The organism is Streptomyces harbinensis, assembly GCF_900116145.1.
Lineage (GTDB): Bacteria > Actinomycetota > Actinomycetes > Streptomycetales > Streptomycetaceae > Streptomyces > Streptomyces carpaticus.
Genome location: NZ_FPAB01000004.1, coordinates 133,112 through 155,797, shown reverse-complemented (window position 1 = coordinate 155,797; position 22,686 = coordinate 133,112). Strand labels below are relative to the sequence as shown.

The following is a 22,686-nucleotide window of genomic DNA, read 5'->3' as shown; positions in this document are numbered from 1 at the left end:
CCCGCCTCACCAGTGGACGATGACCTTGTCGCCCTCGCGCACCTCGTCGAACAGCGCGGCGATCGCCGCCTCGTCCCGGACGTTGACACAGCCGTAGGAGCCGCCGTTGTAGCCGTTGGCGGCGAAGTTCTCCGAGTAGTGCACCGCCTGGCCGCCGTCGAAGAACATCGCGTACGGCATCGGCGAGTCGTACAGCGTCGAGTGGTGGTTGCGGGACTTCCAGTAGACGTCGAACTCACCCTCGCGGGTCGGGTACTCCTCGGTCCCGAACCGCACGTCCATCGTCGTCTTCACCTGGCCGTCGATCACCCACGACAGCGTGTTGGTGGTCTTGGAGATGCACAGCGCCCGCCCGGTCATGCAGCGCTCGTCCAGGTTGGCCGGCGTCTCCACCTCCGGCACCTCGATCGGCGGGAACATGTCGTCCTGCGCCGGGGCGCTCGTCTGCTCCTTCAGCGCGCTCCAGGTGCTCTCGTCCAGCTGGCCGGTCGCCTCGATGCCGGCCGACTGCTGGAAGGCGCGCACGGCCGAGGAGGTGACGTCGCCGTAGTACCCGGTCGGCTTCTCGTCGAAGTGGCCGAGCTGGATCAGCCGCGCCTGCAGCTCGCGCACCTGGTCGTTGTTGTCGCCGTAGCCCATCACCAGCTGCGGCGGATACAGCTCCTGCTGGCTGGGGGCGGTGCTCAGCTCCGTGATGGCGGCCCAGGTGCTCTCGAAGACGGTGCCGGAGACCTCCAGCTGCTGCGCCTCCTGGAACCCAGCAACCGCGCCGACCGTGACGTCGCCGTAGTACCCGGTCGGGTCGGCGGCGAAGTGGTCCAGCTGGGCCAGGCGCGCCTGCAACTCCCGCACCTGGTCGGACTCGTCGCCGAATTCGAGGACGATCTCCTCGGCCGGCTCGGTCTCTTCCTCCTCCGGCTCCTCGTCGGCCGGCTTGTCGTCCACCTGGTCGGCCTCGGGTGCCGAACTCGCCGGCGGCGCGCTCTCGTCCTCGGCACCGCCCTGGCCCCCGCACCCGGTCAGCAGCAGAGCCGCCGCGGCGATGGCCGCGACGGCGACGGACGTTCTGTGCCTGAGCGCGGAGCGCACCATGTCCCCCTGAAGGATTCGTAGGTCTCAGCAGTAAAGATGCGCGAACCGGGAAGTCCGTTGCCGACCGGGCCATAACGATGGGATATCGGAGGTGTGGAGACCTTCCCGAGCGCCCCGCGCACGCCCCCGAAGCGCGGGCAAACCGCGCACGACACCGGCGCGTACGACAGGACGGACCACCCCTCGGCGGCCCCATGGACCACGGACCCGGGGAACGTACCGGGCCCGGCGGAGCCGGGGGTGAAGGCTCCGCCGGGCCCGGGCGGGGTGGTGCCGGACCGGGGCCCGGGTCAGAACAGGGTGCCCGCCAAGGTGCGTACGCCCGCGCCCACCGCCGCGGCGCCCGTGGCCGTGGCGTGGCCCGCGTGCGCGCTGTGGTCGGTGTGCTCGGCGTGCGCCGCGTGGGAGGCGGCGGCCGCGTCGGCGGCGTCGGCCAGCTCGGTGACCTCCTCCGCGCTCAGCGTGTCGCCGGAGCCCATGGTGACCTCGCCGTTGCCGCCGTCGAAGACGATGTCCGAGCAGGAGTAGAAGTTCTCCTGGCTGTCGGAACGGATCCAGTGCACGTACAGCATGTGCGTGCCGGTCCGCTGCGGCAGCTGCACGTCCCAGTAGTAGTGGCCGCTGTCGGAGCCGACGCTGCCGCGCTGCGGCGGGTTGGTCACGGAGCTGATCTGCTCCAGGTCGTCCCAGCCCAGGGCGCCGCCGTTCCAGCCCTCCTTGGTGATGTAGACGTTGAAGTCACCGGGGTGGTGCGCCCAGTTGCTGTGCCGCAGCTCGATGTTCGCACCCGAGGTGAGGTGGGTGATCGGCCAGTCGCCGCGGACCGCGTCGTAGGCGGAGAAGTCGAACGGGCCGCGGTTGCCGCCGCTGCACAGCTGTCCGTCGGGGATGTACCCGGCGGTGCGGCCGGCGCCGTTGGAGTCGAGGACGGCGAACCAGTTGTACAGCGGGCCGGTGCCGCTCTCCTGGACCGCCGCCGCGCAGGCGGGGTTGGTCGGCATCTGGGTGCCCATGTTGCGCTGGAGGTCCAGGTAACACAGGTAGGTGCGGGCGCCGGGCATCATCGTGGCGCCGTGGGCGGACGCGGGGGAGGGGATCAGCGCGGCGACGAGGCCGAGCACGGCGGCGCCGAGGACCGCCAGTAACCGGGCCCTGCGCGTGGTGGGGGATTGAGTGCTCACGGTTCTCCTTGTGGGGATGGACCGTGACGGGCATGCGGCAGCACCGGCCCAGTCGGTCGTACGGGCCGGGGGTACCGACGGCCCGTCGCCGGTACTTCAGTCCGTGCATGGGAGCGCTCCCGCACTCCAAAATAGCGGCCGTCACGGCTTTGCAGAACCCCCGTGCAGCGGTCGGCCCACCGGGATGCCGACGGCGGCGGCGAGCAGGGCGGCGCCGGCCGCCCGGGCGACCCGCCCCGGGCTACGGTGGCCCGGTGACCGCCTCGCTGACGAACGCCGCCGTCCCCACCCCCGACGGCACCGCCGACGCCTACCTCGCCCACCCCGGCGACGGCGGCCCGTACCCCGCCGTCCTCATGTACATGGACGCCTTCGGCATCCGCCCCCACCTCGTCGCCATGGCTGACCGCCTCGCCGCCGCCGGCTGCACCGTGCTGGTGCCCAACGTCCTGTACCGGCAGGGCCCCGCCCCGCTCCTCGACCTGCCCGAGCGCATCGACACCGCGGCCCGCCCCGACCTCTTCGAACGCCTCGGCCCCGCGCTGCGCGCCCTCACCCCCGACGCCGTACGGCGCGACGCGGGCGCCTGTCTCGACTGGCTGGCCGCCTCACCGCTCACCACCGGCGGACCGGTCGCCGTCACCGGCTACTGCTTCGGCGCCGGGCTCGCGCTGCGCACGGCCGGCGGCTTCCCGGACCGGGTCGCGGCCGTGGCCGGGTTCCACGGCGCCCGGCTGGCCACCGAGGCCGAGGACAGTCCGCACCGGCTCGCCGGCCGGATCACCGCCGAGGTGTACTTCGGCCACGCCGACCAGGACGCGTCCCTGCCGCCCGAGCAGATCGACCGCCTCGACGCCGCCCTGGCCCGGGCCGGGGTGCGGTACCGGACGGAGGTCTACCGGGGCGCGCGGCACGGCTTCACCCAGGCCGACACCGTCGCGTACGACCCGGCGGCGGACGCCCGGCACTGGCGGGCGCTCCTCGGGCTGCTGGACCGGACGTTCCCCGGCCGGGGGATCGACGGGGACGGGGCGCGCTGAGGGCGGTGGTTCCGCCCGGTGAACGGGCCGGGGACTGCCGCAGGACCGGCGCGCGGGACCGACCCGGGGCCGGGAGCCGACGGCCCGGGCGCCCGCTACCGCGAGGAGCGCCGCCCGTTCCGCCCGCCGCCGCGCGGCTGCTGCCGCCCGCCGGAGCCGCCCGCGCCCCGGCCACCGCCGGTGCCCCGGCCGCCCCCGCCACCGCTCCCGGCACCACCGGCCGCCGCCCGCCGTTCGGCCCGCGCCTTGGCCTTCGCCCGCGCGCTCAGCTTCCGCTGCGGCTCCTCGGCCTGCCGGCCGCGCGAGCTGTTGACCGTCCGGCCGCGCACGATCCCGATGAACTCCTCCACCAGGTTGCTCGTACGCCCCTCCCGCCACGCCAGCCCCACCCGCGACACGGGCGCGTCGGTGACCGGCCGGTAGGTGAGATCCCTGCGGTGGTGCAGCCGGGCCAGCGACTGCGGGACGACGAGCACGCCCACCCCCGCCGCCACCAGCTCGACGGCGTCCGCCGTCGTCGCGGGCCGCTCCAGCGCGGGCCGGCCCGGCAGCCGTTCCCACTCCAGGGTGTCGTCCAGCGGATGCAGCACGATGTCGTCCGCGAGATCGGCGGCCGTCACCTCGTCGGCCGCCGCCACCACATGGTCCTTGGGGACGATCACCACACTCGTCTCGGTGTAGAGCGGGATCACGCTCAGCCCGTCCCGGTCCGCCGGCAGCCGCAGCAGTACCGCGTCGGCCGCCTCCGGCCCGTCCGCGCGCAGCGTCCCGGGCGCCTCGGCGGCCGTCACCCCGGACAGCACGAGCGGTACGTCCGGCAGCCGCTCCTGCCAGATCCGCACCCACTTGCCGGGCGTTACGCCCGGCACATAGCCGAGCCGGAACGCAGGGGCCGCTTCCGAGTCCGTCACCGCATCAGGCTATCGCTACCCTTGGCGCCATGAGCTCGAACCGGACCGACCAGACGATGAAGCCCGCCACGGCGGCGAAGAAGCTGGGTGTGTACCTCCCCGCCACCCCCGCCGCGTTCCAGGAGGGCGTCGTCACCCGCAGCGAACTGAACGCGCTGCAGGCCGATCCGCCCGAGTGGCTGCGGACGCTGCGCGGCGAGGGCCCCCACCCGCGCCCGGTGGTGGCGGCCAAGCTCGGCGTCTCCATCGCGGGCCTGGCCCGCGGCGGCGTCACCGACGCCCTCACCACTGCCGAGATCGACGCCCTCAAGGCCGACCCGCCCGAGTGGCTCCAGCAGGAGCGCGCCACCCAGGCCGAGGTCCGCAAGGAGGCCGCGCGCGTCAAGGAGCAGCAGGAGCAGAAGGAACGGAAGGCCCAGCAGCAGGAGCAGCAGAAGGACCGGCGTCCGCAGCGCCCGGGCCGCCGGGCGGGCTGACCGCCCCCGCTGCCCCCGCTCCCCCCGCCTCCGCGGCAGCCGCCCGCGCCGCCAGCACCCGCGCCGCCGCCCGGTCCGCCCCCGCCAGCAGCGGGGACGGGACGCCCGGGGTGGCGCCGATGGCCGAGCCGGGCTGGACGCCCTCGGCCGGGATGCCCAGGACGATCACCCGCTCGTCCGCGACCCCGGCCGCGTCCAGCAACTGGTAGCCGTCCGGCGTCACATCCAGCGTGCCGCTGGCCGGCCCCGGCCCGCGCCCGCTCGGCCAGCGGTGCAGCCGCGCCCGTCCCGCGCGCAGCAGCCCGTCCAGCAGCGGGTCGTCGGTGTCCGTGACGACGCCCTTCGACATCCGGGTCTCCACGAACGCCCGCGCCCGCACCGGCGCCGCGCGCCGTACCGCCGAGCGGCCGGTGAACGCGCCGTCCTCGTACCGCACCTCGCTGTCCTCGCCCAGCAGCTCCAGCACCCCGGCGTCGATCAGCGCCAGCACCCGCGCGGTGCGGTGCGGCGGCGGCCCGGACGCCAGGGCGAGGCCGAGCGCGGTGAACCAGCCGTCGAGGTCCCGGGCGACGCTCTCCCCGTCCAGCGCTCCGGCGGTGACCAGCTTCCGTACCGGCCCGCGCAGCGCGGCCATGGCGCGGTTGACGGTGTTGCGCGGGTGGCGGAGCGGGTCGTGCATGGCGTCGAGCTCGTCCTCGGCGTGCTCGCGCACCCACCGCCGCCAGGTGCCTGCGTCCACCGGGCCCGGCGCGGGCGGCCGGTCGAGGCGGCCCACGGCCAGGGCGCGGCGCGGGTCGGCGACGGCGCGGGCGATGACTTCGTCCACCGCGGCCTCACCGGGCGCGGCGCGCAGCCGGTCGAGCAGGTCGGCCGCGCCGGTGCCGGGCACCAGGGCCCCGGGGTGGTGGGCGAGCAGGGTGGACAGGTGCGCCCACGCGAACTCGCGGGCGAGCTGCGGCCACACATCCCGGCGGAAATCCTGTCCCCGCCCGGCGGCGATGCCCGCGAACCAGTCGGCGGTCGCGAGCCGGGGCACGTACCGGGGCGGGAACCCCGACGCGTACGCCGCCTTCGACCGGTACGGCAGCCCGCGCCGGGAGCCGGCCACCAGGTGCGGCTCGCGCCCGCTGGGCCGGTAGCGCAGCCGGGCGGGCCTGGCCGGGTCCCCGGCGGGTTCGAAGGTGCCGCCGCGGCCCTCGGTGAGCAGGGCGACGACGTCGAAGAAGTTGGCTCCCAGCCCGGTGACCAGGACAGTTTCGCCGCCCGGCACCCGGTCCCAGTCGCGTTCGGCGGGCATGCCCGGCTCGATGTAGACCAGCCCGTCGCGTTCGGCCGCCGCCACCAGGGCGGCGGTCCGCGCCGACCGCTTGGCCTGCACCATGCCCTGGGCGAGCACCACGATCCGGCCGCGCAGCGCGCGCCCGTCGGCCAGCCGTACGGTACGGTCCCCGTCCGCGCCGCCGTCGCGCTCCAGCGCCACCGCCTCGCCGAGCACCCGGGTGACCAGCACCCGCCCGGTCGCCTCCGCCCGGGCCAGCTGCTCCCGGTAGTACACGCCCTGGATGCGCCGGGACGGATACGACCACGGCCGCAGCGCGGCGGCCTCCGCGGCCACCCACGCCGGGCGGTCCGGCGGCGGGGTGCTCTCCCGGGCCCAGGTGATCAGGTCGGGGCCCGGCGTGACCGGGCCGTCCATCGGCGTGGACTCGTCGGTGTAGACGGTGGTGTGCGCGCTGTAGGTGTTGTTGAGCAGCAGCGGCGACTGATCGGTGCGCCAGGTCGCCCCGGCGCCCACCTCCACCCGGTCCAGCACGGCCACCCGCACCGGGGGCGCCCCGTCCGGGTGCCGGGCGGCGAGCCGTTCCACCACCGACACCGCGCGCGGACCGCCGCCCACCACGACCGCGTCGAAGCACGCGTCAGCGTCCACCCCGGTGCTCACGCGGCCTCCAGCGCCGAGGGCCGTACCTCCACGCCCTGCTCGCCGCGCGTGACCCGCACGTCGAGCCCGTACACCCGGCTGAGCACCGCCGCGTCGAACGCCTCGGCCGGCGGCCCGTCCGCCACCACCCGGCCGCCGTCCAGCAGGACGGCCTGGTCGCAGAAGTGCGCGGCGTGGTTGAGGTCGTGGATGGCGATCAGCGCGGTGACGCCCTCCTCGCGGGTCACCGACCGCACGATCTGGAGCGTCTCGATCTGGTAGCGCAGGTCGAGCGCCGAGGTCGGCTCGTCCAGCAGCAGCACCCGCGGCTCCTGCGCCAGGGCGCGGGCGATCAGCACCCGCTGCGCCTGGCCGCCGGAGAGCTGGGACATCGGACGGTCGCCGAGCGCGCCGAGCCCGAGCCGGTCGATGGCCGCCGCCACGATGTCCCGGTCCCGGCGGGTGGGCCGCAGCCCGATGTGCGGGGTGCGGCCGAGCAGGACGGCCTCCCGTACGGTCTGCTCGAACGGCGCCGGGCCGGACTGCGGAACGTACGCCACCACCCGGGCGTGCTCGCGGCGCGGTGCGGCCAGCAGGTCCCGGCCGTGGAAGGAGACCGAGCCGGCGGCGGGGGTGAGCACCCGGGCGATGATCTTGGTGAGGGTGGATTTGCCGGAGCCGTTCGGGCCGAGCAGGGCGCAGAACCCGCCCTCCGCCACCCGCAGATCGACTCCCTCCAGGACCGGTGTGCGCCGGTAGCCGAACCGGACGGACGCGACATCGAGGCTCACTGCGCGGCTCCTCTCCTGGTCAGGATGAGGTTGATGAAGACGGGGGCGCCGATGAAGGCGACGACGATGCCGACCGGGATGACGGACGGTGCCAGTACGGTACGTCCCACGGTGTCGGCGATCACCAGCAGCAGCCCGCCGGTGAGGAAGGAGAACGGCAGCAGGTAGCGGTGGTCGGCGCCGATGGCGAGCCGCGCGATGTGCGGGCCGACCAGGCCGACGAAGCCGATGACGCCGCAGAAGGACACCACGACGGCGGCCAGCACCACCGAGACGACGATCAGTCCGACGCGTACGGCGGTGACGTTCACGCCGAGGCTCTTGGCGGCGTCGTCGCCGGCGAAGGCGATGGCGTTGAGGTCGCGGCTGTACCACAGCAGCAGCGGCAGGGCGGCCAGCGCGAAGGCGCCGACGACGGTGACGTCCTGCCAGCCCGCGTCGTTCACCGAGCCGAACGTCCAGCGGACGATGGCCTGGAGGGTGTTCTCGTCGGCCACGAACTGGAGCGCGGCGGTCATCGCCTCGAAGAGCTGGGTGAGCGCGATGCCCAGCAGGAGCAGGGTGGCGGCGGACATCGCCTTGGCGGAGGCGAGGCCGAGCACCACGGCGGAGACGGCCAGCGCGGTGCCCAGCGCGCTGCCGATGACCAGCCACGAACCGGAGCCGGCCGAGCCGCCGGTCAGCAGGATCGCCAGCGCGGCGCCGAAGGCGGCGGCCGGGGAGACGCCGAGTGTGAACGGCGAGACGAGCGGGTTGCGCAGCAGCCCCTGCATCACCACACCGGCGAGGGAGAGCGCGGCGCCCGCGGCGAAGGCGAGCAGCACCCGGGGGAGCCGCAGGTTGATGATGATGGAGTAGGTCTGGGCGAAGTCCTCGCGCAGCACGCCGCCGAAGACGGCGAGCCGGACGGCCTGCCACACGTCCGCGGGCCCGGCGTCGGCGGTGCCGGCGGTGACGCACCAGCCGGTGACGAGGACGGCCAGCACCGTACCGGCCCACAGCACCGCCGGCCGGCCGCGCCAGGCGGGGCGGGCCGGGGGCGGGGCGTCGGGCGCCGCCTCGCGCGGCGGCGTCTGGGTGAGCGTCATGGCGGGTCAGCCCACCTTCTGGAGGTACGCGCCGGCGCCGGCGAAGTCCTCGATGCCCTGGAACTCCTCGGCCCAGCGCTGGAGGTAGCCGTCCGGGTCGGTGTCGGCGAACGCGCCCGGGTGCAGCCAGGTGGCCAGGTAGAGCGCGCCGATGGCCTTGGAGAGGCCGCTGGTGGCCCAGCCGTTGGTGACGAAGACGTTGCCGTCGCGGACGGCGGTGAGGCCCTGCCAGCCGGCCCGGCCGGTGAGGTCGGCTGCGACCGTGGCGAACCGGTCGTCGCCGGTGGGCGCGGCGGAGGGGCCGAACTCGTGCACCACGACCTCGGGGTCGCGTTCCAGGAGCGAGGCGGGGTCGACGGTGGTCTCGGCCTGCTGATCGCCGCCGGTGTCGAGGTCGCCGTAGATGTTCCGGCCGCCGGCGGCGACGATGATCTGGTCGAAGCCGGAGCCGGGGAGGCCGGTGAGGTAGGGCTGTTCGGTCTCCCAGTACACCCGTACCGGTTCCGTGCCGGCCACCCGGTCGCTGATCAGGCCGAAGATCTCGTCGTAGAAGCCGGCGACGCGCTCGGCGCCCTCCGGCTCGCCGAAGACCTCGCCGAGCAGGTCGACGGTCTCGTGGAACACGTCGAAGTCCCAGGCGGTGGCGACCACCACGGGGATGCCGAAGGACTCCAGCTGCCGCGCGGCCTCCTGCCAGGCGCCGTTGCGGGGGAGGATGAAGACGTCGGGGTCGAGTTCGACGACCGACTCGTAGTTGATCTCCTGGAGGTCCTCGCTGACGACCTGGTCGTCGGCTATGCCGAGGTAGGGCAGCCGGGACTGGGAGACCCGGTCGTAGCCGACGACGCGGTCGCCGGCCCCGATGGCCTGGGCGAACTCGTTGCCGTAGCTGTTGAGGACGACGGCGCGTTCGGCGGGCCCGGCCAGTTCGACGGTGCGGCCGGCGTCGTCCACGACGGTGATCGCGCCCTCGGAGGTGCCACTGCCGGTGTCCTTCGCGCCGTCCTCGGTGACCACGGTGCCGCAGGCGCTCGCGGTGGACACGACGGTGATCGCCGCGGCGAGGGACAGGGCGCGGGCCATGCGGTGTCTCATGGTGGTTCCGTTCTGGGTGGTCTCAGCGGGAGGCGTCGGGCCAGTAGGGGTCGCCGAGGCTGAGCATCAGCCGGTTGGCCCAGGTGAAGAAGGCGGTGGCCGCGACCAGATCGGTCAGTTCGGCGTCGGTGAGGCCCACGGCGCGCAGCCGGTCCACGTGGGCGGTGGTGGCGCTGACCGGGGTGGTGGCGAGCGCGGCGGCGAACGCGATGACGGCGCTCCACCGCTCGTCCTGCCCCTCGGCGAGCCCGGCGGTCGCCTCGGGCACCCAGTCGGCGCCGCGCGGCAGCGAAACGCCGAGCAGCCGGTCGACGTCCTGCTCGCGTTTGGACATCTGGGCGGACTTGCGGGCGTGCACGGAGGCGCAGTACACGCAGTCGGTCACCTTGCTGGTGGCGGCGGCGGCCAGTTCGCGCTCGGCGCGCGGCAGGCCCTCGCGGGTGGCGAAGATCGCGGTGTCCAGCGCGGTACGGGCCGCCAGCACCTTGGGCAGTCGGGACAGCAGCCGGAAGTACTCGCCGTTGGTCTTGCCCCGGAAGGAGTCCTCCTGCTCGGGGGTGAGTTCGTCGACCGGGACCGGGGGCACCCAGGCGGTCCAGGAGAGCAGTTCGCGGGTGTACTCCACCGGACGTTCCCGGCCGTTGGAGGCGGTGCGAGCGGCGCTCTTGGTCCGGCCGTGCCCGGGGGTGGTGCGGGCGGGCGGCCGGTACGGGCCGGGCTCGCGGCCCTGGAGCAGCCGCAGGCCGAGGACGGCGCGGGCCTGGAAGGCGGTGAACGCGGCGGTCTGGGAGAGGGTGACGATCGCGTCGGGGGACCAGCCGGCCTCGGTCAGCCGGGCCAGGTCCGCGCGGGTGGCGAGCGCGGGAGAGACGGTGATGAGGTCGATGTGCGCGGCGGCGGCGCGCAGCGCGGGGTCGGCGGGCAGGTCGTCGCCGTACAGCGGGTCGGCGCCGCGCTCGGCGTGGTGCTCGACGAGTTCGGGGACCCCGTGCCAGCGGGCGGCGAGCGCGGCGAGCCCCCGGCGTACCGGGGCGCTCACCGGCGCGGGCCCGTCGAACAGCGCCTCCCCGGCCTCCTGGGCGCGGCGCACCACCAGCGGTTTGCCGGCGCGGGCGACCGCGATCCGCTCGTCCAGGGCGGCGATCCGCCCGATGTCGTCCGGTTGCGTGGTGTCGCCGATGGTGCTCATGGGTCCGCCTCGTCGTGCAGGGTTCGCAGGGGCGACCGCGACACGCGGCAAACGCGCCGGCACCGTCCGGGACGGAGCCCGGGAACTCGTCAGGAGCACGCTTGCCGCTTCACCGCGGCCGGGTCTTTCCCCGGGGGCACCCCACCGTGCAGGAGGGTTGCCGGCCAGCTAGCCGGGTCTTCGCGCTGGCACTCTTGACCTGCGCGTCACAGTAGCCACCCCGACCACAGAGCGAAACACCTGTCCGGCATACGAGAAACGGCTGGTCACGCCCGATAGGCCCGGGCCCCGCGCCCCTCCCGGAGGGTCAGCGCCCACCAGCCCAGCTGATCGAGCAGCGCCCGCGCCGCCCCCGCGGCCTCGTCCTCCCCGGCGCCGCCGAAGTCGTCCCAGGGGCCGTGCCCGTGGAAGCTGACGGTGTTCCGCACGGTGGTGGCGTGCAGCTCCGCGAACACCTGCCGCAGATGCTCGGCGGCCCGCAGCCCGCCGGAGATCCCGCCGTAGGACACCAGGCCGACCGGTTTGGCGTGCCACTCGGCGAAGTGCCAGTCGATGACGTTCTTCAGCGCGCCGGGGTAGCTGTGGTTGTACTCGGGGGTCACCACCACGTAGGCGTCCGCGGCGTGCAGCCGGGGCGACAACGCGTCCAGCGCGTCCCGGGTGGCCTGCTCCGGGCTGCCGGACATGGAGGTGGACAGCGCGTAGTCGGCGACATCGATCTGCCCCACGGAGAACTCCCCGTGCCGCCGCGCCTGCCCGGCGAACCAGGAGGCCACCACGGGTCCCACCCGGCCCTCCCGCACACTTCCGGTGATCACTTCGAGCCGCATGGCCTCGCTGGTCATGATCGATCGTTCCCTCCTGCCGACCCGACGGGACGGCGAAAGCGACAGTGCGCTCACGCTAAAAGCTCAACAAACCTTGAAGTCAAGCACCTTGCCGAGGACCATCCGTCTCACGATCCGAACACCCACCTGGACACCGCCGCGCCGCGCCCCCCGGGGGCCCTTGCCGCCGCTACCGCCCGGTGGCGCAGCACCCCTCCGGCGCCGCCACGGCGCTCCTGCCCGGCGTGTCGGCGTCGGTCTTCACGACGTACACCTCCCAGGGCTCCCGGCCGGGCCCGTGCACCCAGACCTTGTCCTGGACGGCGTAGCAGCAGGAGGTGTCGTTCTCCTCGAAGGTGGCCAGGCCGGCCTCCTTCAGCCGCCCGGCGGCGGCCGTGACCTCCTCGGTGGACTGCACCTCCACCCCCAGGTGGTCGAGGCGGGTCTCCGCTCCCGGCTCACCCTCCAGGAGGACGAGCTTGAGCGGAGGCTCGGCGACGGCGAAGTTGGCGTACCCCTCGCGCCGCTTCGCGGGGCCGGTGCCGAACAGCTGCGTGTAGAAGGCGACCGAGGCCTCCAGGTCACTGACGCGCAGGGCGAGCTGGACACGGGACATGGCGTGACTCCCTTGTATCGATGTCTGTCGATGCAAGCTTGTGCGCTGAATCGAGATCTGTCAACATAGAAGCATGTCGAATCAGAGCCCGGTGGCCCGGTCCCGGAGCAGCGCCTGCTGCCCCAGCCTGCTGGAGACACCGCTGGACGAGGACCAGTCGGCCGAACTGGCCAAGGTGTTCAAAGCACTGGGCGACCCGGTACGCGTCCGCCTGCTGTCGCTGATCGCCTCCCGGGCCGGCGGCGAGATCTGCGTCTGCGACCTCACCCCGGCCTTCGACCTCTCCCAGCCGACCATCTCGCACCACCTGAAACTGCTGCGCCAGGCCGGGCTGATCGACTCCGAACGACGCGGCACCTGGGTCTACTACCGGCTGGTACCGGAAACGACCGACCGCCTCGCGGCCATCCTCACCCGCCCGGCGGGCCTGCCGCTGGCCACCCCGTGACCGGCACCCCGCGGCTGTCCTTCACCGACCGGTACCTCACCGTCTGGATCCTCGCCGCGATGGCGGCCGGCCTCGGCCTCGGCGGCCTGGTCCCCGGCCTGGGCGACGCGCTCGCCGCGGTGACCGTGGCCGAGGTGTCCCTGCCGATCGCCCTCGGCCTGCTGGTGATGATGTACCCGGTGCTGGCCAAGGTCCGCTACGACCGCCTGCACACCGTCACCCGCGACCGGCGCCTGCTCCTGACCTCCCTCGCGCTGAACTGGATCCTCGGCCCCGCGCTGATGTTCGCGCTCGCCTGGACCTTCCTGCCGGACCTGCCCGAGTACCGCACCGGCCTGATCATCGTGGGCCTCGCCCGCTGCATCGCCATGGTCATCGTCTGGAACGACCTGGCCGGCGGCCACCGCGAAGCCGCCGCCGTCCTGGTCGCGCTGAACTCGCTCTTCCAGGTGATCGCCTTCTCGGCCCTCGCCTGGTTCTACCTCTCCGCCCTGCCCGGCCTGCTGGGCCTGGAACGGACCGGTCTCGACATCTCCTTCGGCGAGATCGCCCGCGGCGTGATCATTTTCCTCGGCATCCCGCTCGCGGCCGGCTACCTCACCCGCCGCATCGGAGAACGCGCCCGGGGCCGCACCTGGTACGAGACGACACTCCTCCCGCGCCTGGGCCCGCTCGCCCTGCACGGACTGCTGTTCACCATCGTGATCCTCTTCGCCCTCCAGGGCGAGGCCATCACCTCCCGCCCCCTCGACGTGGCCCGCATCGCCGTTCCCCTGCTGCTCTACTTCGCACTCATGTGGACGGGCTCCATGCTGCTGGGCCGCGCCATCGGCCTGGACCATCCCCGTACCACGGCCCTCGCCTTCACCGCGGCGGGCAACAACTTCGAACTCGCCATCGCCGTCGCCATCGCGACCTTCGGCGCCTCCTCCGGCCAAGCCCTCGCGGGTGTCGTCGGGCCCCTCATCGAAGTGCCCGTGCTGATCGGCCTGGTTCACGTCGCCCGCTACGCCCGCCGCTGGTTCACCACCGAGAAGGTTCCGGCCCATGTCTGACCGCACCGTCCCGTCCGTCCTCTTCGTCTGCGTGCACAACGCCGGCCGCTCCCAGATGGCCGCCGCCTTCCTGACCCACCTGGCGGGCGACCGCGTCCGGGTCCGCTCCGCCGGCTCCGCCCCGGCCGACACCGTCAACCCGGCCGTCGTGGCCGCCATGGCCGAGACCGGCATCGACATCGCCGCCGAGACCCCCAAGGTGCTCACCACCGAGGCGGTCCTGGCCTCCGACGTGGTCATCACCATGGGCTGCGGCGACAGTTGCCCGGTCTTCCCGGGCAAGCGCTACCTCGACTGGCCCCTCGAAGACCCCGCCGGCCACGGCCTGGACCGGATCCGCCCCATCCGCGACGCGATCGAACACCGCGTCCGCACTCTGCTGGCGGACCTCGGCATCCCGGCCCACACATAGGGTCGCCCCATGGACCACGAGCCGATGCGCCGCGTCGCCCAGTTCCGCCGGACGTTCGACGGCACCGCCGACGCCGCCCGCCCCGAAACCGCCGCACACCGCCGGACACTGCTGGCCGAGGAGTCCCGGGAAGCCGCCGAGGCCCTCGAAGACCTCGCCCGCGCCCTGCGCAACGGCGACGACCCCGTCACCGCCTACCGCGCGGTGGCCAAGGAACTGGCCGACGTCCTCTACGTCACCTACGGCACCGCCGACGCCCTGGGCATCGACCTCCCGGCCGTCTTCACCGAGGTCCACCGCTCCAACATGAGCAAACTCGACGAGCACGGCCAGGTCCTCCGCCGCCCCGACGGCAAGGTCCTCAAGGGCCCCGCTTACCAACCCCCGTCGCTCGACACCCTCGTCACCTGGCCCCCGCCCACGCCCTGACGACCGCCTGCGCGCCGCACTCGCCCCCTGACGGGCCGATGGCCCGGAAGACCACGCACACCAACGCGCGCTCTGACACGGATCTGGCACGCAGCGCCCAGCGGATGCGAACACGACGAAGGCCCAGGTCCTGGACGGTGTCCGTGACCTGGGCCTACGTCGTACGAGCGGGCGACGGGAATCGAGCTCGCGCTCTGAGCTCGGGAAGCACTGAGCTCTTGGCTGGCCCGTGGTCGCCGGCCCGCCGGACTGCCGCCGACGGCGACAGTCCGGCAGGCCACGGGGAACCGCCGTTAATCGTGAACGACCGCCCTCACGGGCACGTAGCGGGCACGGCTCACCGGCCGCAGGGGCCCGCGCGGCCTGCCAGACCCTACGCGGGTGTGTCACTCGAACTGTGCGAAGAACCTCCAGATCTCTCCCTTGGTCCAGGTGGCGACGCCGCTTTCGTCGGGGGAGCCGTCGACCGGGCCGGGGATGTGGCCTCCGTCGAACGCGGCCCACTGGACCGGGTATCCGGCACGGCAGCCCGCGTACGTGGTGGTGATGTGCGTTCGGCTGCCCGGCGCGGGCTCGGCCGGGCTCTGGGAAGTGCAGCCGTTGTTGCCGACGAACCTGTCGCGCAGGGACCGTCCTTGCGCGATGTTGAGAACGGAGTCGCTGATGCCGTGGATGCCGAAGTACGCGATGGGCTCGTTGCCGCCGCTGCACCCGCTGATCTGGGCGCCGGCGATGACCGCGACGGCCCTGAAGTCGTTCGCCCGGGCGCAGGCGAGCGCGTAGCTCATGCCGCCGCCCCAGCTGAATCCCGTGGCGAAACGCTGTGCCGGGTTGACGCAGAGGCCGGCCTCGATGCGCCGGATCATGTCGTCGACGAAGGTGATGTCCTCACCGCCCGCATTGGCCCAGCCGTTGTCGAGGCCCTGGGGGGCGACGAGGATCGCGGTGTTGTTCGACTGTTCCTGCTGGCCGTAGTAGGACCAGGCGTTCCCGCTCGTTCCGCCGGAGGCGACGTCCTGGGCGGTTCCGCCTCGCCAGTGGAATGCGAAGATCAGCCGGTAGGGACGGTTGTTGTCGTAGTTGTCGGGGACTCGGAGGATGAAGCTGCGGCTCTTGCCGCCGCTCTGGATCGTGTGCGTGCCGCTCGTCAGCCCCGGGGCGCTGCCGCATCCGCCCTGGCCACCGGACGACAGCTTGATCATTCGCCATTGCTGGTTGGTGCCGCCCCAGTCGGCGTACTGGATGATGCCGCCGCCGTCGGCGGTGGAGGCGTCCCGCACCTCTACCGCCTTGCCGCTGCCGCGGTTGATCATCCGGACGTGGTCCGGGTCCGAGTCGGCCAGGCGGAACTGCTGGTTGGCCCCGTTGTGGTCGGCCCACTGCTGGACCGCGGCACCGTCCGCGGTCGAGGCGCCCGCGATGTCGAGAACCTTGTCCGAATGCCGGGCCTTGAGCCGGTAGAAGCCGTTGCCGGCGTCCACGAACTGCCACTGCTGGTTGGTTCCGTCGTGGCGCGTCCACTGCTGGAGCGCGGCGCCGTCGGTGGTCGAGGCGCCCGCGACGTCCAGTGCCTTGCCGCTGTTGCGATTGACCAGGACGTACCAGGCGTCTGTGTCCACCGCCGCGGCCTCGGCGGAGGCCGACAGCCCCTGGGCGGGCGTGGTGATCACCGAGGTGAGCAGACCGGTCGCGAGGACCGTCGCCAGCACGGCGGTGATCCGGGACCACCATCGAGATCCGTGTGGGCGGGCGGAGCGAGCCGCACCATGGATCTTCATCGATGCACTCCTTTGTCAGCGACGGGCCCCATCAGGTGACGGTCCAGCGCTGGTTGCTGCCGTTCCAGCAGGAGTAGAGCTGGAGCTGGGCGCCGTTGCCGGAGCCTGTGGCGTCGAGGCAGAGGCCGGACTGGACGCCGACGATGGAGCCGTCGGAGTTCACGCGCCACTTCTGGTTGTCGCCGCCCCAGCAGCTGTAGATCTGGACTCTGGTGCCGTTGCTGGTGCCGCCGGCGTCCAGGCACTTGTCGCCGTAGACCCTGAACTCGCCGTTGGCGGTGTGCGTCCACTGCTGGTTGGTGCCGCCGTGGCAGTCCCACAGCTGGACCTGGGTGCCGTCGGTGGTGCTGGAGTTGGGCACGTCCAGGCACCGCTCCGAACCGGCGCCCCTGATCTGCCCACCCGGAATGGGCGTGGACGAGCCGCCGTTGAGCGCGTTGAGGACGGCGTCGTAGGCGGGCTTCTTGCTGCCGTCGTTGTTGAAGAGCAGCGGCGTGTGGTGCGATCGCCAGGAGTCGCTGTCGCGCACACCCCAGACGGTGATGCCGACGCACCGCGCGACCGCCAGGCAGTCATTGGTCACGTTGGCGAAGGTCGCGGGCGAGGCGCCCTGGATGTCGAGCTCGGTGACGGACACGTCGACGCCGAGCGCGGCGAAACTCTGCAGGGTGGTACGGAAGTTGCTGTTGTAGGGGTTGCCTTCGTTGAAGTGCGCCTGGAAGCCGACACAGTCGATCGGCACGCCGCGCTGCTTGAAGTCCCGGACCATGGCGTACATGGCCTGCGTCTTGGCCGAGTTCCAGTTCTCGACGTTGTAGTCGTTGTAGCAGAGCTTGGCTGCCGGGTCGGCGGCGCGCGCGGCGCGGAAGGCGACCTCGATCCAGTCGTTGCCGGAGCGCTGCAGGTTGGAGTCGCGCCGGGCTCCCGAACCGCCGTCGGCGAAGGCTTCGTTCACGACGTCCCACTCGACGATCTTGCCGCGGTAGTGGGTCATCACACCGGTGATGTGGTCGGTCATCGCCCGGCGCAGCTCGCCGCCGCTGAGGCTCTGCATCCAGCCGGGCTGCTGGGAGTGCCAGGCCAGGGTGTGGCCGCGCACCTGCTTGCCGTTCTGCACCGCCCAGTTGTAGACGCGGTCACCGGCGGTGAAGTTGAACTGTCCGCGCTGGGGTTGGGTGGCATCGATCTTCATCTCGTTCTCGGCCGTCACCGAGTTGAACTCGCGGTTCGCGATACTCGTGTACACCGAGTCGTTCAACCTGCCCGAGGCGATGGCGACGCCGAAGTAGCGATCGCTCTGCGCCGCCGCGGCGCCGAGCGTGCTCTCGGCGGCGTGTGCGCTCGGCGGGGTGACCAGTGCACTGACCACCCCGAGGACGCCGACGATCAGCGCTATCAGCAGACCGTGGAACTTCCGGCGGGCGGTGGGTGGAGATATGGCGTACGAGCCCATGACTGTGCCTCCTGGGTAGACGTCACGGAAGGGCTGAGGTGCGGCGGAGGCGTCGTCCGCCCCACGCGGCGGGCGGATCCGGCGGGCCGGAACCAGGGCATTACGGGCTGACCGGACACCATGGGCGCGTCGAAGGGCAGCGGATCCGGCGTGGACGATGAGCGACGACGACGCCAGGCCGTCGTGGACGACCACGGCCGCGCGTACCGGACGCGGGGCCATGGCGGGGTTGCGACAGAGGCATGGGGTACTCCATGGCGGCTCAACCGGCGGACCGCCACGCGGCGTCGCTTACCTCTCCCATGGTGCGAAGAGCCAGGATGCGCCGGCGTGAAACTCACCGGATCGGTAACGGGGTGGTGCGGGTGCTGTGGTGCGGCTCTGCTGTCCGCCACGGATTGCTCGGGGCGGACTGTTCGACGTGCGAACGGCAACTGCCGTCTCAGGCGTTGAGATTGAGGTGTTGACGGTGGATCGTCAATCCTCCTCGCGGAATGTTCCGTATCTCGACCGAAAATTTCCGGAAGCCTGATGCGTTCGACGGGGACGGCCGGACCGCCGGCACCGCCGTCGGTGGGGGCCGTTGGCACGGGCCCCGGCGAAAGGACCGAAACAGCAGGTCGGCGAGCTCAGGCGGTCCCTGAGGCGGCAGGTCCATGTGCCGGCCGAACGCGCGAGGCCGAGTGCCGGCCGGGGTCGGACGTGCTCCGTCAAGCCCGAAGGAGAGGCGCTGTTTGTGGACAGACGGGTGACAGCTCTTGACCGAGAGGTCACATGTTTCTACCTTGTGGCGCCAAGGAGTCCGTGAAGCTTCGAAAGTTTTCGGTGCTTGACGCTTGCCGCCTCGGAGGTCTCCATGGGCAACACCTACCGGACCCCCAGTGGATCCGCCGGTGTGGCGGCCCCCTGGCGGTAGCCGTCACACCGGGTCGTCAGCTGGGACGGCTGAAGACTGGAGGTATCTCTCGTCTCCGTGCACGGCGAAGTGCTCCGGCTGAGCGCCCAGCGCACCAACTCTTCGGCACACGCGGCCGTTTTCGCACCTCTCCCGTCCCTGACCCCCGGGGCGGCCGTTGCGGTTCATCGGGGTCACCTCCCCCCCCCCGACCCCAGAAGGGATGCCTCTTATGTGGCTTCGCCGTCCGTCCCCGCTCCGCCTGAGACGCCTGCTCGCCATCTTTGCGCCCTTGCTGCTCGTGGCCACCTTCCTCGGTGCCCAGCCCGCCAGCGCGGCGACCGTCGACCCCCACGCCTCGTATGTGCTGGTCAACCGCAACAGCGGCAAGGCCCTGGACGTCTACAACCAGGCGACCGGCGATGGCGCCCGCATCACCCAGTGGGCCAGGAACGATCAGGCCCAGCAGCAGTGGCAGTTCGTCGACTCCGGCAACGGCTACTACCGCATCAAGTCCCGCCACTCCGGCAAGGTCCTGGACGTCCACAACTGGTCCACCCAGAACGGCGGATCGATCGTCCAGTGGGCCGACCTGAACGGCACCAACCAGCAGTGGCGGCTGGCCGACAGCTCCGACGGCTATGTGAGGTTCATTTCGCGCCACAGCGGCAAGGCCCTCGAAGTACAAGGCGGCTCCACCGCCGACAGCGCGAACATCGTCCAGTACGACGACTGGAACGGCGCCAATCAGCAGTGGCAGCTCGTCAAGGTCGGCGCCGGCAACCCCGGCCCGTGCGCTCTGCCATCGACATACCGCTGGACATCAACGGGCGCGCTGGCGCAGCCCAAGCCGGGGTGGGTCTCGCTCAAGGACTTCACCGTCGCCCCCTACAACGGCCAGCACCTCGTCTATGCGACGACGCACGACACAGGGACGCGCTGGGGTTCGATGAACTTCAGCCTGTTCGGCGACTGGTCGCAGATGGCCTCGGCCAGCCAGAACACGATGTCAGCTTCCACCGTCGCGCCCACGCTCTTCTACTTCGCGCCGAAGGACATCTGGGTGCTCGCCTACCAGTGGGGCAGGACCTCCTTCTCCTACCGGACCTCGAGCGACCCCACCAACCCGAACGGCTGGTCGGCCGAGCAGGAGCTCTTCTCCGGAACCATCTCCGACTCCCCGACCGGTCCCATCGACCAGACGCTCATCGCCGACGACACGAACATGTACCTGTTCTTCGCCGGCGACAACGGCAGGATCTACCGGGCCAGTATGCCGATCGGGAACTTCCCGAGCAGCTTCGGCTCGACCTCGACCGTGATCATGAGCGATACGCAGAACAACCTGTTCGAAGGCCCGCAGGTCTACAAGCTTCAGGGTGAGAACCGCTACCTCATGATCGTCGAGGCGATCGGCTCGCAGGGCCGCTACTTCCGCTCGTTCACAGCCACCAGCCTGAACGGCTCGTGGACACCCCAAGCGGTGACCGAGAACAACCCCTTCGCCGGCAAGGCCAACAGCGGCGCCACCTGGACCAACGACATCAGCCACGGCGAACTGCTGCGCACGAGCCCCGATCAGACCATGACCATTGACCCCTGCAATCTGCAGTTCCTCTATCAGGGGCGCAGCCCCAACTCCGGCGGCGACTACGGTCTCCTCCCCTACCGCCCGGGCCTGCTGACACTGCAGCGCTGACGGCGTGACACGACTCCGGCTCCGGCATGGAGCCGACGTGGCGGGCTCGGCCTTCGGCCGAGCCCGCCGGGTCACGCGACAACGTCTGCCACGGCCTCGCTCAGCAGAAACCCCCAAGCCGCTGACTTGGGGGTCTGAGATGGAGCGGGCGACGAGAATCGAACTCGCGCTCTGAACTTGGGAATCAGCGGTGGTTGGGGCGTCAACTGGCGCCTGACCTGCGGAGATGCCCTTTCGGGCGGCCTCGTGAACTGCCTGAGATACCCGCCGTTGACCGCTATTCCCCGCCCGATCTGGTGCGCATCTGGTGCGGCCGGCACGGACTGCGTGCGGGATCTGGTGGGGCCCTCAGGCTTTTCGAACTGATCGTGTACGGCTGCTGTGCTCTGGTGGCGGCTACGGTCGGCGCGCGTACCTTCGCTGCCGTGCCGAACTTACCGTTCCGCGTCCCGTGTGTCCAGATTCGCGCTGCCATTATCTGCGCTTGGCCGCCCCTCGACCGCGTGTTGACTCTGCCTGTCTAGCGCGTCATCCGAAGGAACTGGGATCTCGCTTCCGTGGTCATTCTCCGCATTACCTATGCGACTGCGAAGTTGGCCAGTAACAAAGACGCCGACCACCGCCACGATATTGGCGCCCGCGATCGCTGCTGCCCACTCAGGGTGGCCTAAGAATGCGACGTAAGCGGCCAGAGACGCCATTACCAGTAAAGCGAAGAAACCGGTGCGTTGCCCGCCGCGACTCAGTTGGAACGCGTGCTGAATTTCCAGCTTTTCTACCTGATGGCGGTGCCCTTGATCGCGCTCCGCCATCAGGACGATGCGTTCAGCCAGTCCCGGGAAAGCCGACTCGTAATCACCGAGTGTCTGAGGGTCAGGTATGGGGCCACGGTGCTGCCTAGTCTCGCGCCGTATGAGCTGGACATCACGCCGGATCGCTTGCAGTTCACCGAGGCTAGGCTCTGGCTCTAAAACGGAACTATCGTCACCCGCCCTTGCGGCGACGCTGCCAGACTCATCCGAACGCTGGACAGGAACTAAGTCGTTTTGTCTGGAATCCGCTTCGCTGTCCGGAGCATCGCTCGCCTCAGGTCCTCCCCCACGTTGCTCCACTCAGAGCCCTCTCGCGAAGCCTTGCGCATCTTACGGAGCGCCTGGTAGGTCCCTACCCCTGACAGGTCAAGTACTGACCCGCCACCCACTAAGACAGACGTCAACCTACGGCCTTGTCGAGCCATCTCGGTTCACCACCTTGGTCGGACTGAGTATCTACATGTGACGGTACCCATGTCTAGCGATCACTAGCCCGCAGAGCGGATGAATGTGCTGACGGGGGTCCGAGCGGTCAGCCCTAGTTGAGGCTTGGCCAGGTCGGGGGCTTGCTCCCTGCGGGTGCGACTTACTCAAGTCGGTGGAGCGGGTTTGGGCGGTGTCCTGTCGGGGTTGGGGTCGGGCATGGGCAGGGGGCCGTACGCTTGCTCAGCTGATCGGGCGGGGCGGAGCCCTGCCCGGTTAATCCGGCCGATGGCCCCCTGTCCTTGCCCGACGCGGGCCCCGAGCCCGGCAGGTGCGTAAAGCCGTGGAGCCGACCCCCGGCCACGACGGCGCCCAAGACAGCAACCCTCCACGAACTGCACTGTGGTGCGCGGCTGGCGGCTTCGGGCCGGAGCGGGGCGGAGACAGGAGCGGCGGCCCGGGGGCCGCCGCTGCCGTGCGCGCCGCGCTTGCGCGGCGCCTTGATGTCGTAGGGAAGGTTGTTACTCACGCTGCGGGTTGCCTCGGCCCCGATGTTGGTGAAGGTGAAGCGGTCCAGTGTGGCGATGAGTTGGCTAGCGATGATCCACTTTATGGCGGGGTGGTCGAAGGGGATGCCCGTGGCGTCGGTGAGGATTGGGCCGTTGAGTCCGGGTTGGTAGAGGGCGCCGTGGACCCCGGCCAAGGTCCATGTGCGCACGCGTAGGGCGACAAAGCGTTGTCGTAGGTGTGGGCAGGCCCGCACGGCAAGCGTCGCGCAGGGCAAGCAGACGGGTGGGTGGGCTGTTTCCAGTCCTTGGGGCCAGTCACCAGGGTTGTCCGAGGCGTCGCCCATGAGCCAGAGCACGCCGTCTTCGTTGCGGTCTGCGGGGCCTCCGCAAACCTGGCACACCAGGCCAGCCATAGCGATGCGTTGGCGTAGGGGGTGGACCGCGCCGAACTCGGGCTTGCCCTTGCCCGGGGTGGAGGGGACGCGGCGCCATAGGACGCCGCCGGCGTCGCGGTCGTAGGAGCGTTCGTCGGCGTAGGCCAGGCGC

General features: G+C 71.5%; 20 protein-coding genes and 1 riboswitch. Of the genes, 7 read left to right on the top strand and 13 right to left on the bottom strand.

Annotated features, from left to right (window positions below; translation table 11 throughout):
* Window positions 1-6: 6 nt before the first annotated feature.
* Window positions 7-1,092, bottom strand: coding sequence for a L,D-transpeptidase family protein (locus BM385_RS27760; protein WP_086024423.1), 1,086 nt, complete (start codon window positions 1,090-1,092; stop codon window positions 7-9).
* Window positions 1,093-1,382: 290 nt separating this feature from the next.
* Complete coding sequence (locus BM385_RS12140; RefSeq protein ID WP_380979668.1) at window positions 1,383-2,273, bottom strand: lytic polysaccharide monooxygenase auxiliary activity family 9 protein; 891 nt, start codon at window positions 2,271-2,273, stop codon at window positions 1,383-1,385.
* 254 nt (window positions 2,274-2,527) lie between these two features.
* Here BM385_RS12140 and BM385_RS12135 point away from each other — a divergent pair, with 254 nt between their 5' ends.
* Complete coding sequence (locus BM385_RS12135; protein WP_093843048.1) at window positions 2,528-3,313, top strand: dienelactone hydrolase family protein; 786 nt, start codon at window positions 2,528-2,530, stop codon at window positions 3,311-3,313.
* A gap of 95 nt (window positions 3,314-3,408) precedes the next feature.
* Here BM385_RS12135 and BM385_RS12130 read toward each other — a convergent pair whose 3' ends face one another.
* The gene (locus BM385_RS12130; protein WP_093843047.1) at window positions 3,409-4,224 is read right to left on the bottom strand and encodes a LysR family transcriptional regulator substrate-binding protein; all 816 of its coding nucleotides are present in this window, start codon (window positions 4,222-4,224) and stop codon (window positions 3,409-3,411) included.
* A gap of 29 nt (window positions 4,225-4,253) precedes the next feature.
* Here BM385_RS12130 and BM385_RS12125 point away from each other — a divergent pair, with 29 nt between their 5' ends.
* Window positions 4,254-4,700, top strand: a complete 447-nt coding sequence (locus BM385_RS12125; protein ID WP_093843046.1) for a DUF5997 family protein — start codon at window positions 4,254-4,256, stop codon at window positions 4,698-4,700.
* On the opposite strand, the gene BM385_RS28185 is transcribed toward BM385_RS12125, so the two are convergent.
* The 7 genes from BM385_RS28185 to BM385_RS12090 all read right to left on the bottom strand — a co-directional run bounded on the left by BM385_RS28185 (window position 4,606) and on the right by BM385_RS12090 (window position 12,227).
* A complete protein-coding gene (locus BM385_RS28185) occupies window positions 4,606-6,642 on the bottom strand; it encodes an FAD/NAD(P)-binding protein (RefSeq protein ID WP_093843045.1) in 2,037 nt (678 codons plus the stop codon). The genes BM385_RS12125 and BM385_RS28185 overlap by 95 nt on opposite strands.
* Window positions 6,639-7,412, bottom strand: a complete 774-nt coding sequence (locus BM385_RS12115; protein ID WP_019432029.1) for an ABC transporter ATP-binding protein — start codon at window positions 7,410-7,412, stop codon at window positions 6,639-6,641. The genes BM385_RS28185 and BM385_RS12115 overlap by 4 nt, the downstream gene beginning before the upstream one ends.
* Window positions 7,409-8,500 carry a FecCD family ABC transporter permease gene (locus BM385_RS12110; protein ID WP_019432028.1) on the bottom strand — a complete coding sequence of 364 codons (1,092 nt, stop codon included), beginning with the start codon at window positions 8,498-8,500 and terminating at the stop codon, window positions 7,409-7,411. The genes BM385_RS12115 and BM385_RS12110 overlap by 4 nt, the downstream gene beginning before the upstream one ends.
* A gap of 6 nt (window positions 8,501-8,506) precedes the next feature.
* Complete coding sequence (locus BM385_RS12105) at window positions 8,507-9,595, bottom strand: ABC transporter substrate-binding protein (RefSeq protein WP_106438341.1); 1,089 nt, start codon at window positions 9,593-9,595, stop codon at window positions 8,507-8,509.
* 22 nt (window positions 9,596-9,617) lie between these two features.
* Window positions 9,618-10,784 carry a peroxidase-related enzyme gene (locus tag BM385_RS12100; RefSeq protein WP_019432026.1) on the bottom strand — a complete coding sequence of 389 codons (1,167 nt, stop codon included), beginning with the start codon at window positions 10,782-10,784 and terminating at the stop codon, window positions 9,618-9,620.
* Window positions 10,785-10,876: 92 nt separating this feature from the next.
* A riboswitch (SAM riboswitch) is annotated at window positions 10,877-10,984 on the bottom strand.
* Between the two features lie 66 nt (window positions 10,985-11,050).
* The gene (locus tag BM385_RS12095) at window positions 11,051-11,629 is read right to left on the bottom strand and encodes an NADPH-dependent FMN reductase (RefSeq protein WP_093843044.1); all 579 of its coding nucleotides are present in this window, start codon (window positions 11,627-11,629) and stop codon (window positions 11,051-11,053) included.
* A 172-nt stretch (window positions 11,630-11,801) separates the two neighbouring features.
* Window positions 11,802-12,227: an ArsI/CadI family heavy metal resistance metalloenzyme gene (locus BM385_RS12090; protein WP_093843043.1), complete on the bottom strand. Its 426-nt coding sequence runs from the start codon at window positions 12,225-12,227 to the stop codon at window positions 11,802-11,804.
* Window positions 12,228-12,300: 73 nt separating this feature from the next.
* Here BM385_RS12090 and BM385_RS12085 point away from each other — a divergent pair, with 73 nt between their 5' ends.
* Genes BM385_RS12085 through BM385_RS12070 form a run of 4 tightly spaced genes read left to right on the top strand, consistent with a single transcriptional unit; the run spans window position 12,301 to window position 14,571 of the window.
* Window positions 12,301-12,675, top strand: coding sequence for an ArsR/SmtB family transcription factor (locus tag BM385_RS12085; protein ID WP_093843042.1), 375 nt, complete (start codon window positions 12,301-12,303; stop codon window positions 12,673-12,675).
* A complete protein-coding gene (gene arsB / locus BM385_RS12080; RefSeq protein WP_093843041.1) occupies window positions 12,672-13,730 on the top strand; it encodes an ACR3 family arsenite efflux transporter in 1,059 nt (352 codons plus the stop codon). Before BM385_RS12085 ends, arsB begins: the two co-directional genes overlap by 4 nt.
* Window positions 13,723-14,142 carry an arsenate reductase ArsC gene (locus tag BM385_RS12075; RefSeq protein ID WP_093843040.1) on the top strand — a complete coding sequence of 140 codons (420 nt, stop codon included), beginning with the start codon at window positions 13,723-13,725 and terminating at the stop codon, window positions 14,140-14,142. The genes arsB and BM385_RS12075 overlap by 8 nt, the downstream gene beginning before the upstream one ends.
* Before the next feature lie 9 nt (window positions 14,143-14,151).
* A complete protein-coding gene (locus tag BM385_RS12070) occupies window positions 14,152-14,571 on the top strand; it encodes a pyrophosphohydrolase domain-containing protein (protein ID WP_093843039.1) in 420 nt (139 codons plus the stop codon).
* Between the two features lie 386 nt (window positions 14,572-14,957).
* Here BM385_RS12070 and BM385_RS12065 read toward each other — a convergent pair whose 3' ends face one another.
* Together BM385_RS12065 and BM385_RS12060 are read right to left on the bottom strand one after the other, a co-directional pair.
* Window positions 14,958-16,349, bottom strand: a complete 1,392-nt coding sequence (locus BM385_RS12065; RefSeq protein WP_254791531.1) for an RICIN domain-containing protein — start codon at window positions 16,347-16,349, stop codon at window positions 14,958-14,960.
* Between the two features lie 31 nt (window positions 16,350-16,380).
* Entirely contained in the window at window positions 16,381-17,802 is a 1,422-nt protein-coding gene (locus BM385_RS12060) for an endo-1,4-beta-xylanase (RefSeq protein ID WP_093843037.1), read from the bottom strand.
* Window positions 17,803-18,929: 1,127 nt separating this feature from the next.
* On the opposite strand from BM385_RS12060, the gene BM385_RS12050 reads away from it, so the two are divergent.
* Window positions 18,930-20,396, top strand: coding sequence for a non-reducing end alpha-L-arabinofuranosidase family hydrolase (locus BM385_RS12050; RefSeq protein WP_093843035.1), 1,467 nt, complete (start codon window positions 18,930-18,932; stop codon window positions 20,394-20,396).
* Window positions 20,397-20,830: 434 nt separating this feature from the next.
* On the opposite strand, the gene BM385_RS28180 is transcribed toward BM385_RS12050, so the two are convergent.
* The gene (locus BM385_RS28180; protein WP_093843034.1) at window positions 20,831-21,508 is read right to left on the bottom strand and encodes a DUF2335 domain-containing protein; all 678 of its coding nucleotides are present in this window, start codon (window positions 21,506-21,508) and stop codon (window positions 20,831-20,833) included.
* Window positions 21,509-22,686 lie beyond the last annotated feature (1,178 nt).

Excerpts from the sequence above, each read along its gene's own strand:
- BM385_RS12085 (WP_093843042.1), top strand. The coding sequence starts at position 12,301 with ATGTCGAATCAGAGCCCGGTGGCCCGGTCCCGGAGCAGCGCCTGCTGC.
- BM385_RS12070 (WP_093843039.1), top strand. The coding sequence starts at position 14,152 with ATGGACCACGAGCCGATGCGCCGCGTCGCCCAGTTCCGCCGGACGTTC.
- BM385_RS12090 (WP_093843043.1), bottom strand. The coding sequence starts at position 12,227 with ATGTCCCGTGTCCAGCTCGCCCTGCGCGTCAGTGACCTGGAGGCCTCG.
- BM385_RS12065 (WP_254791531.1), bottom strand. The coding sequence starts at position 16,349 with ATGAAGATCCATGGTGCGGCTCGCTCCGCCCGCCCACACGGATCTCGA.
- BM385_RS27760 (WP_086024423.1), bottom strand. The coding sequence starts at position 1,092 with ATGGTGCGCTCCGCGCTCAGGCACAGAACGTCCGTCGCCGTCGCGGCC.
- BM385_RS12095 (WP_093843044.1), bottom strand. The coding sequence starts at position 11,629 with ATGACCAGCGAGGCCATGCGGCTCGAAGTGATCACCGGAAGTGTGCGG.
- BM385_RS12100 (WP_019432026.1), bottom strand. The coding sequence starts at position 10,784 with ATGAGCACCATCGGCGACACCACGCAACCGGACGACATCGGGCGGATC.
- BM385_RS12050 (WP_093843035.1), top strand. The coding sequence starts at position 18,930 with ATGTGGCTTCGCCGTCCGTCCCCGCTCCGCCTGAGACGCCTGCTCGCC.
- BM385_RS12110 (WP_019432028.1), bottom strand. The coding sequence starts at position 8,500 with ATGACGCTCACCCAGACGCCGCCGCGCGAGGCGGCGCCCGACGCCCCG.
- BM385_RS12105 (WP_106438341.1), bottom strand. The coding sequence starts at position 9,595 with ATGAGACACCGCATGGCCCGCGCCCTGTCCCTCGCCGCGGCGATCACC.
- BM385_RS12060 (WP_093843037.1), bottom strand. The coding sequence starts at position 17,802 with ATGGGCTCGTACGCCATATCTCCACCCACCGCCCGCCGGAAGTTCCAC.
- BM385_RS12075 (WP_093843040.1), top strand. The coding sequence starts at position 13,723 with ATGTCTGACCGCACCGTCCCGTCCGTCCTCTTCGTCTGCGTGCACAAC.
- BM385_RS12125 (WP_093843046.1), top strand. The coding sequence starts at position 4,254 with ATGAGCTCGAACCGGACCGACCAGACGATGAAGCCCGCCACGGCGGCG.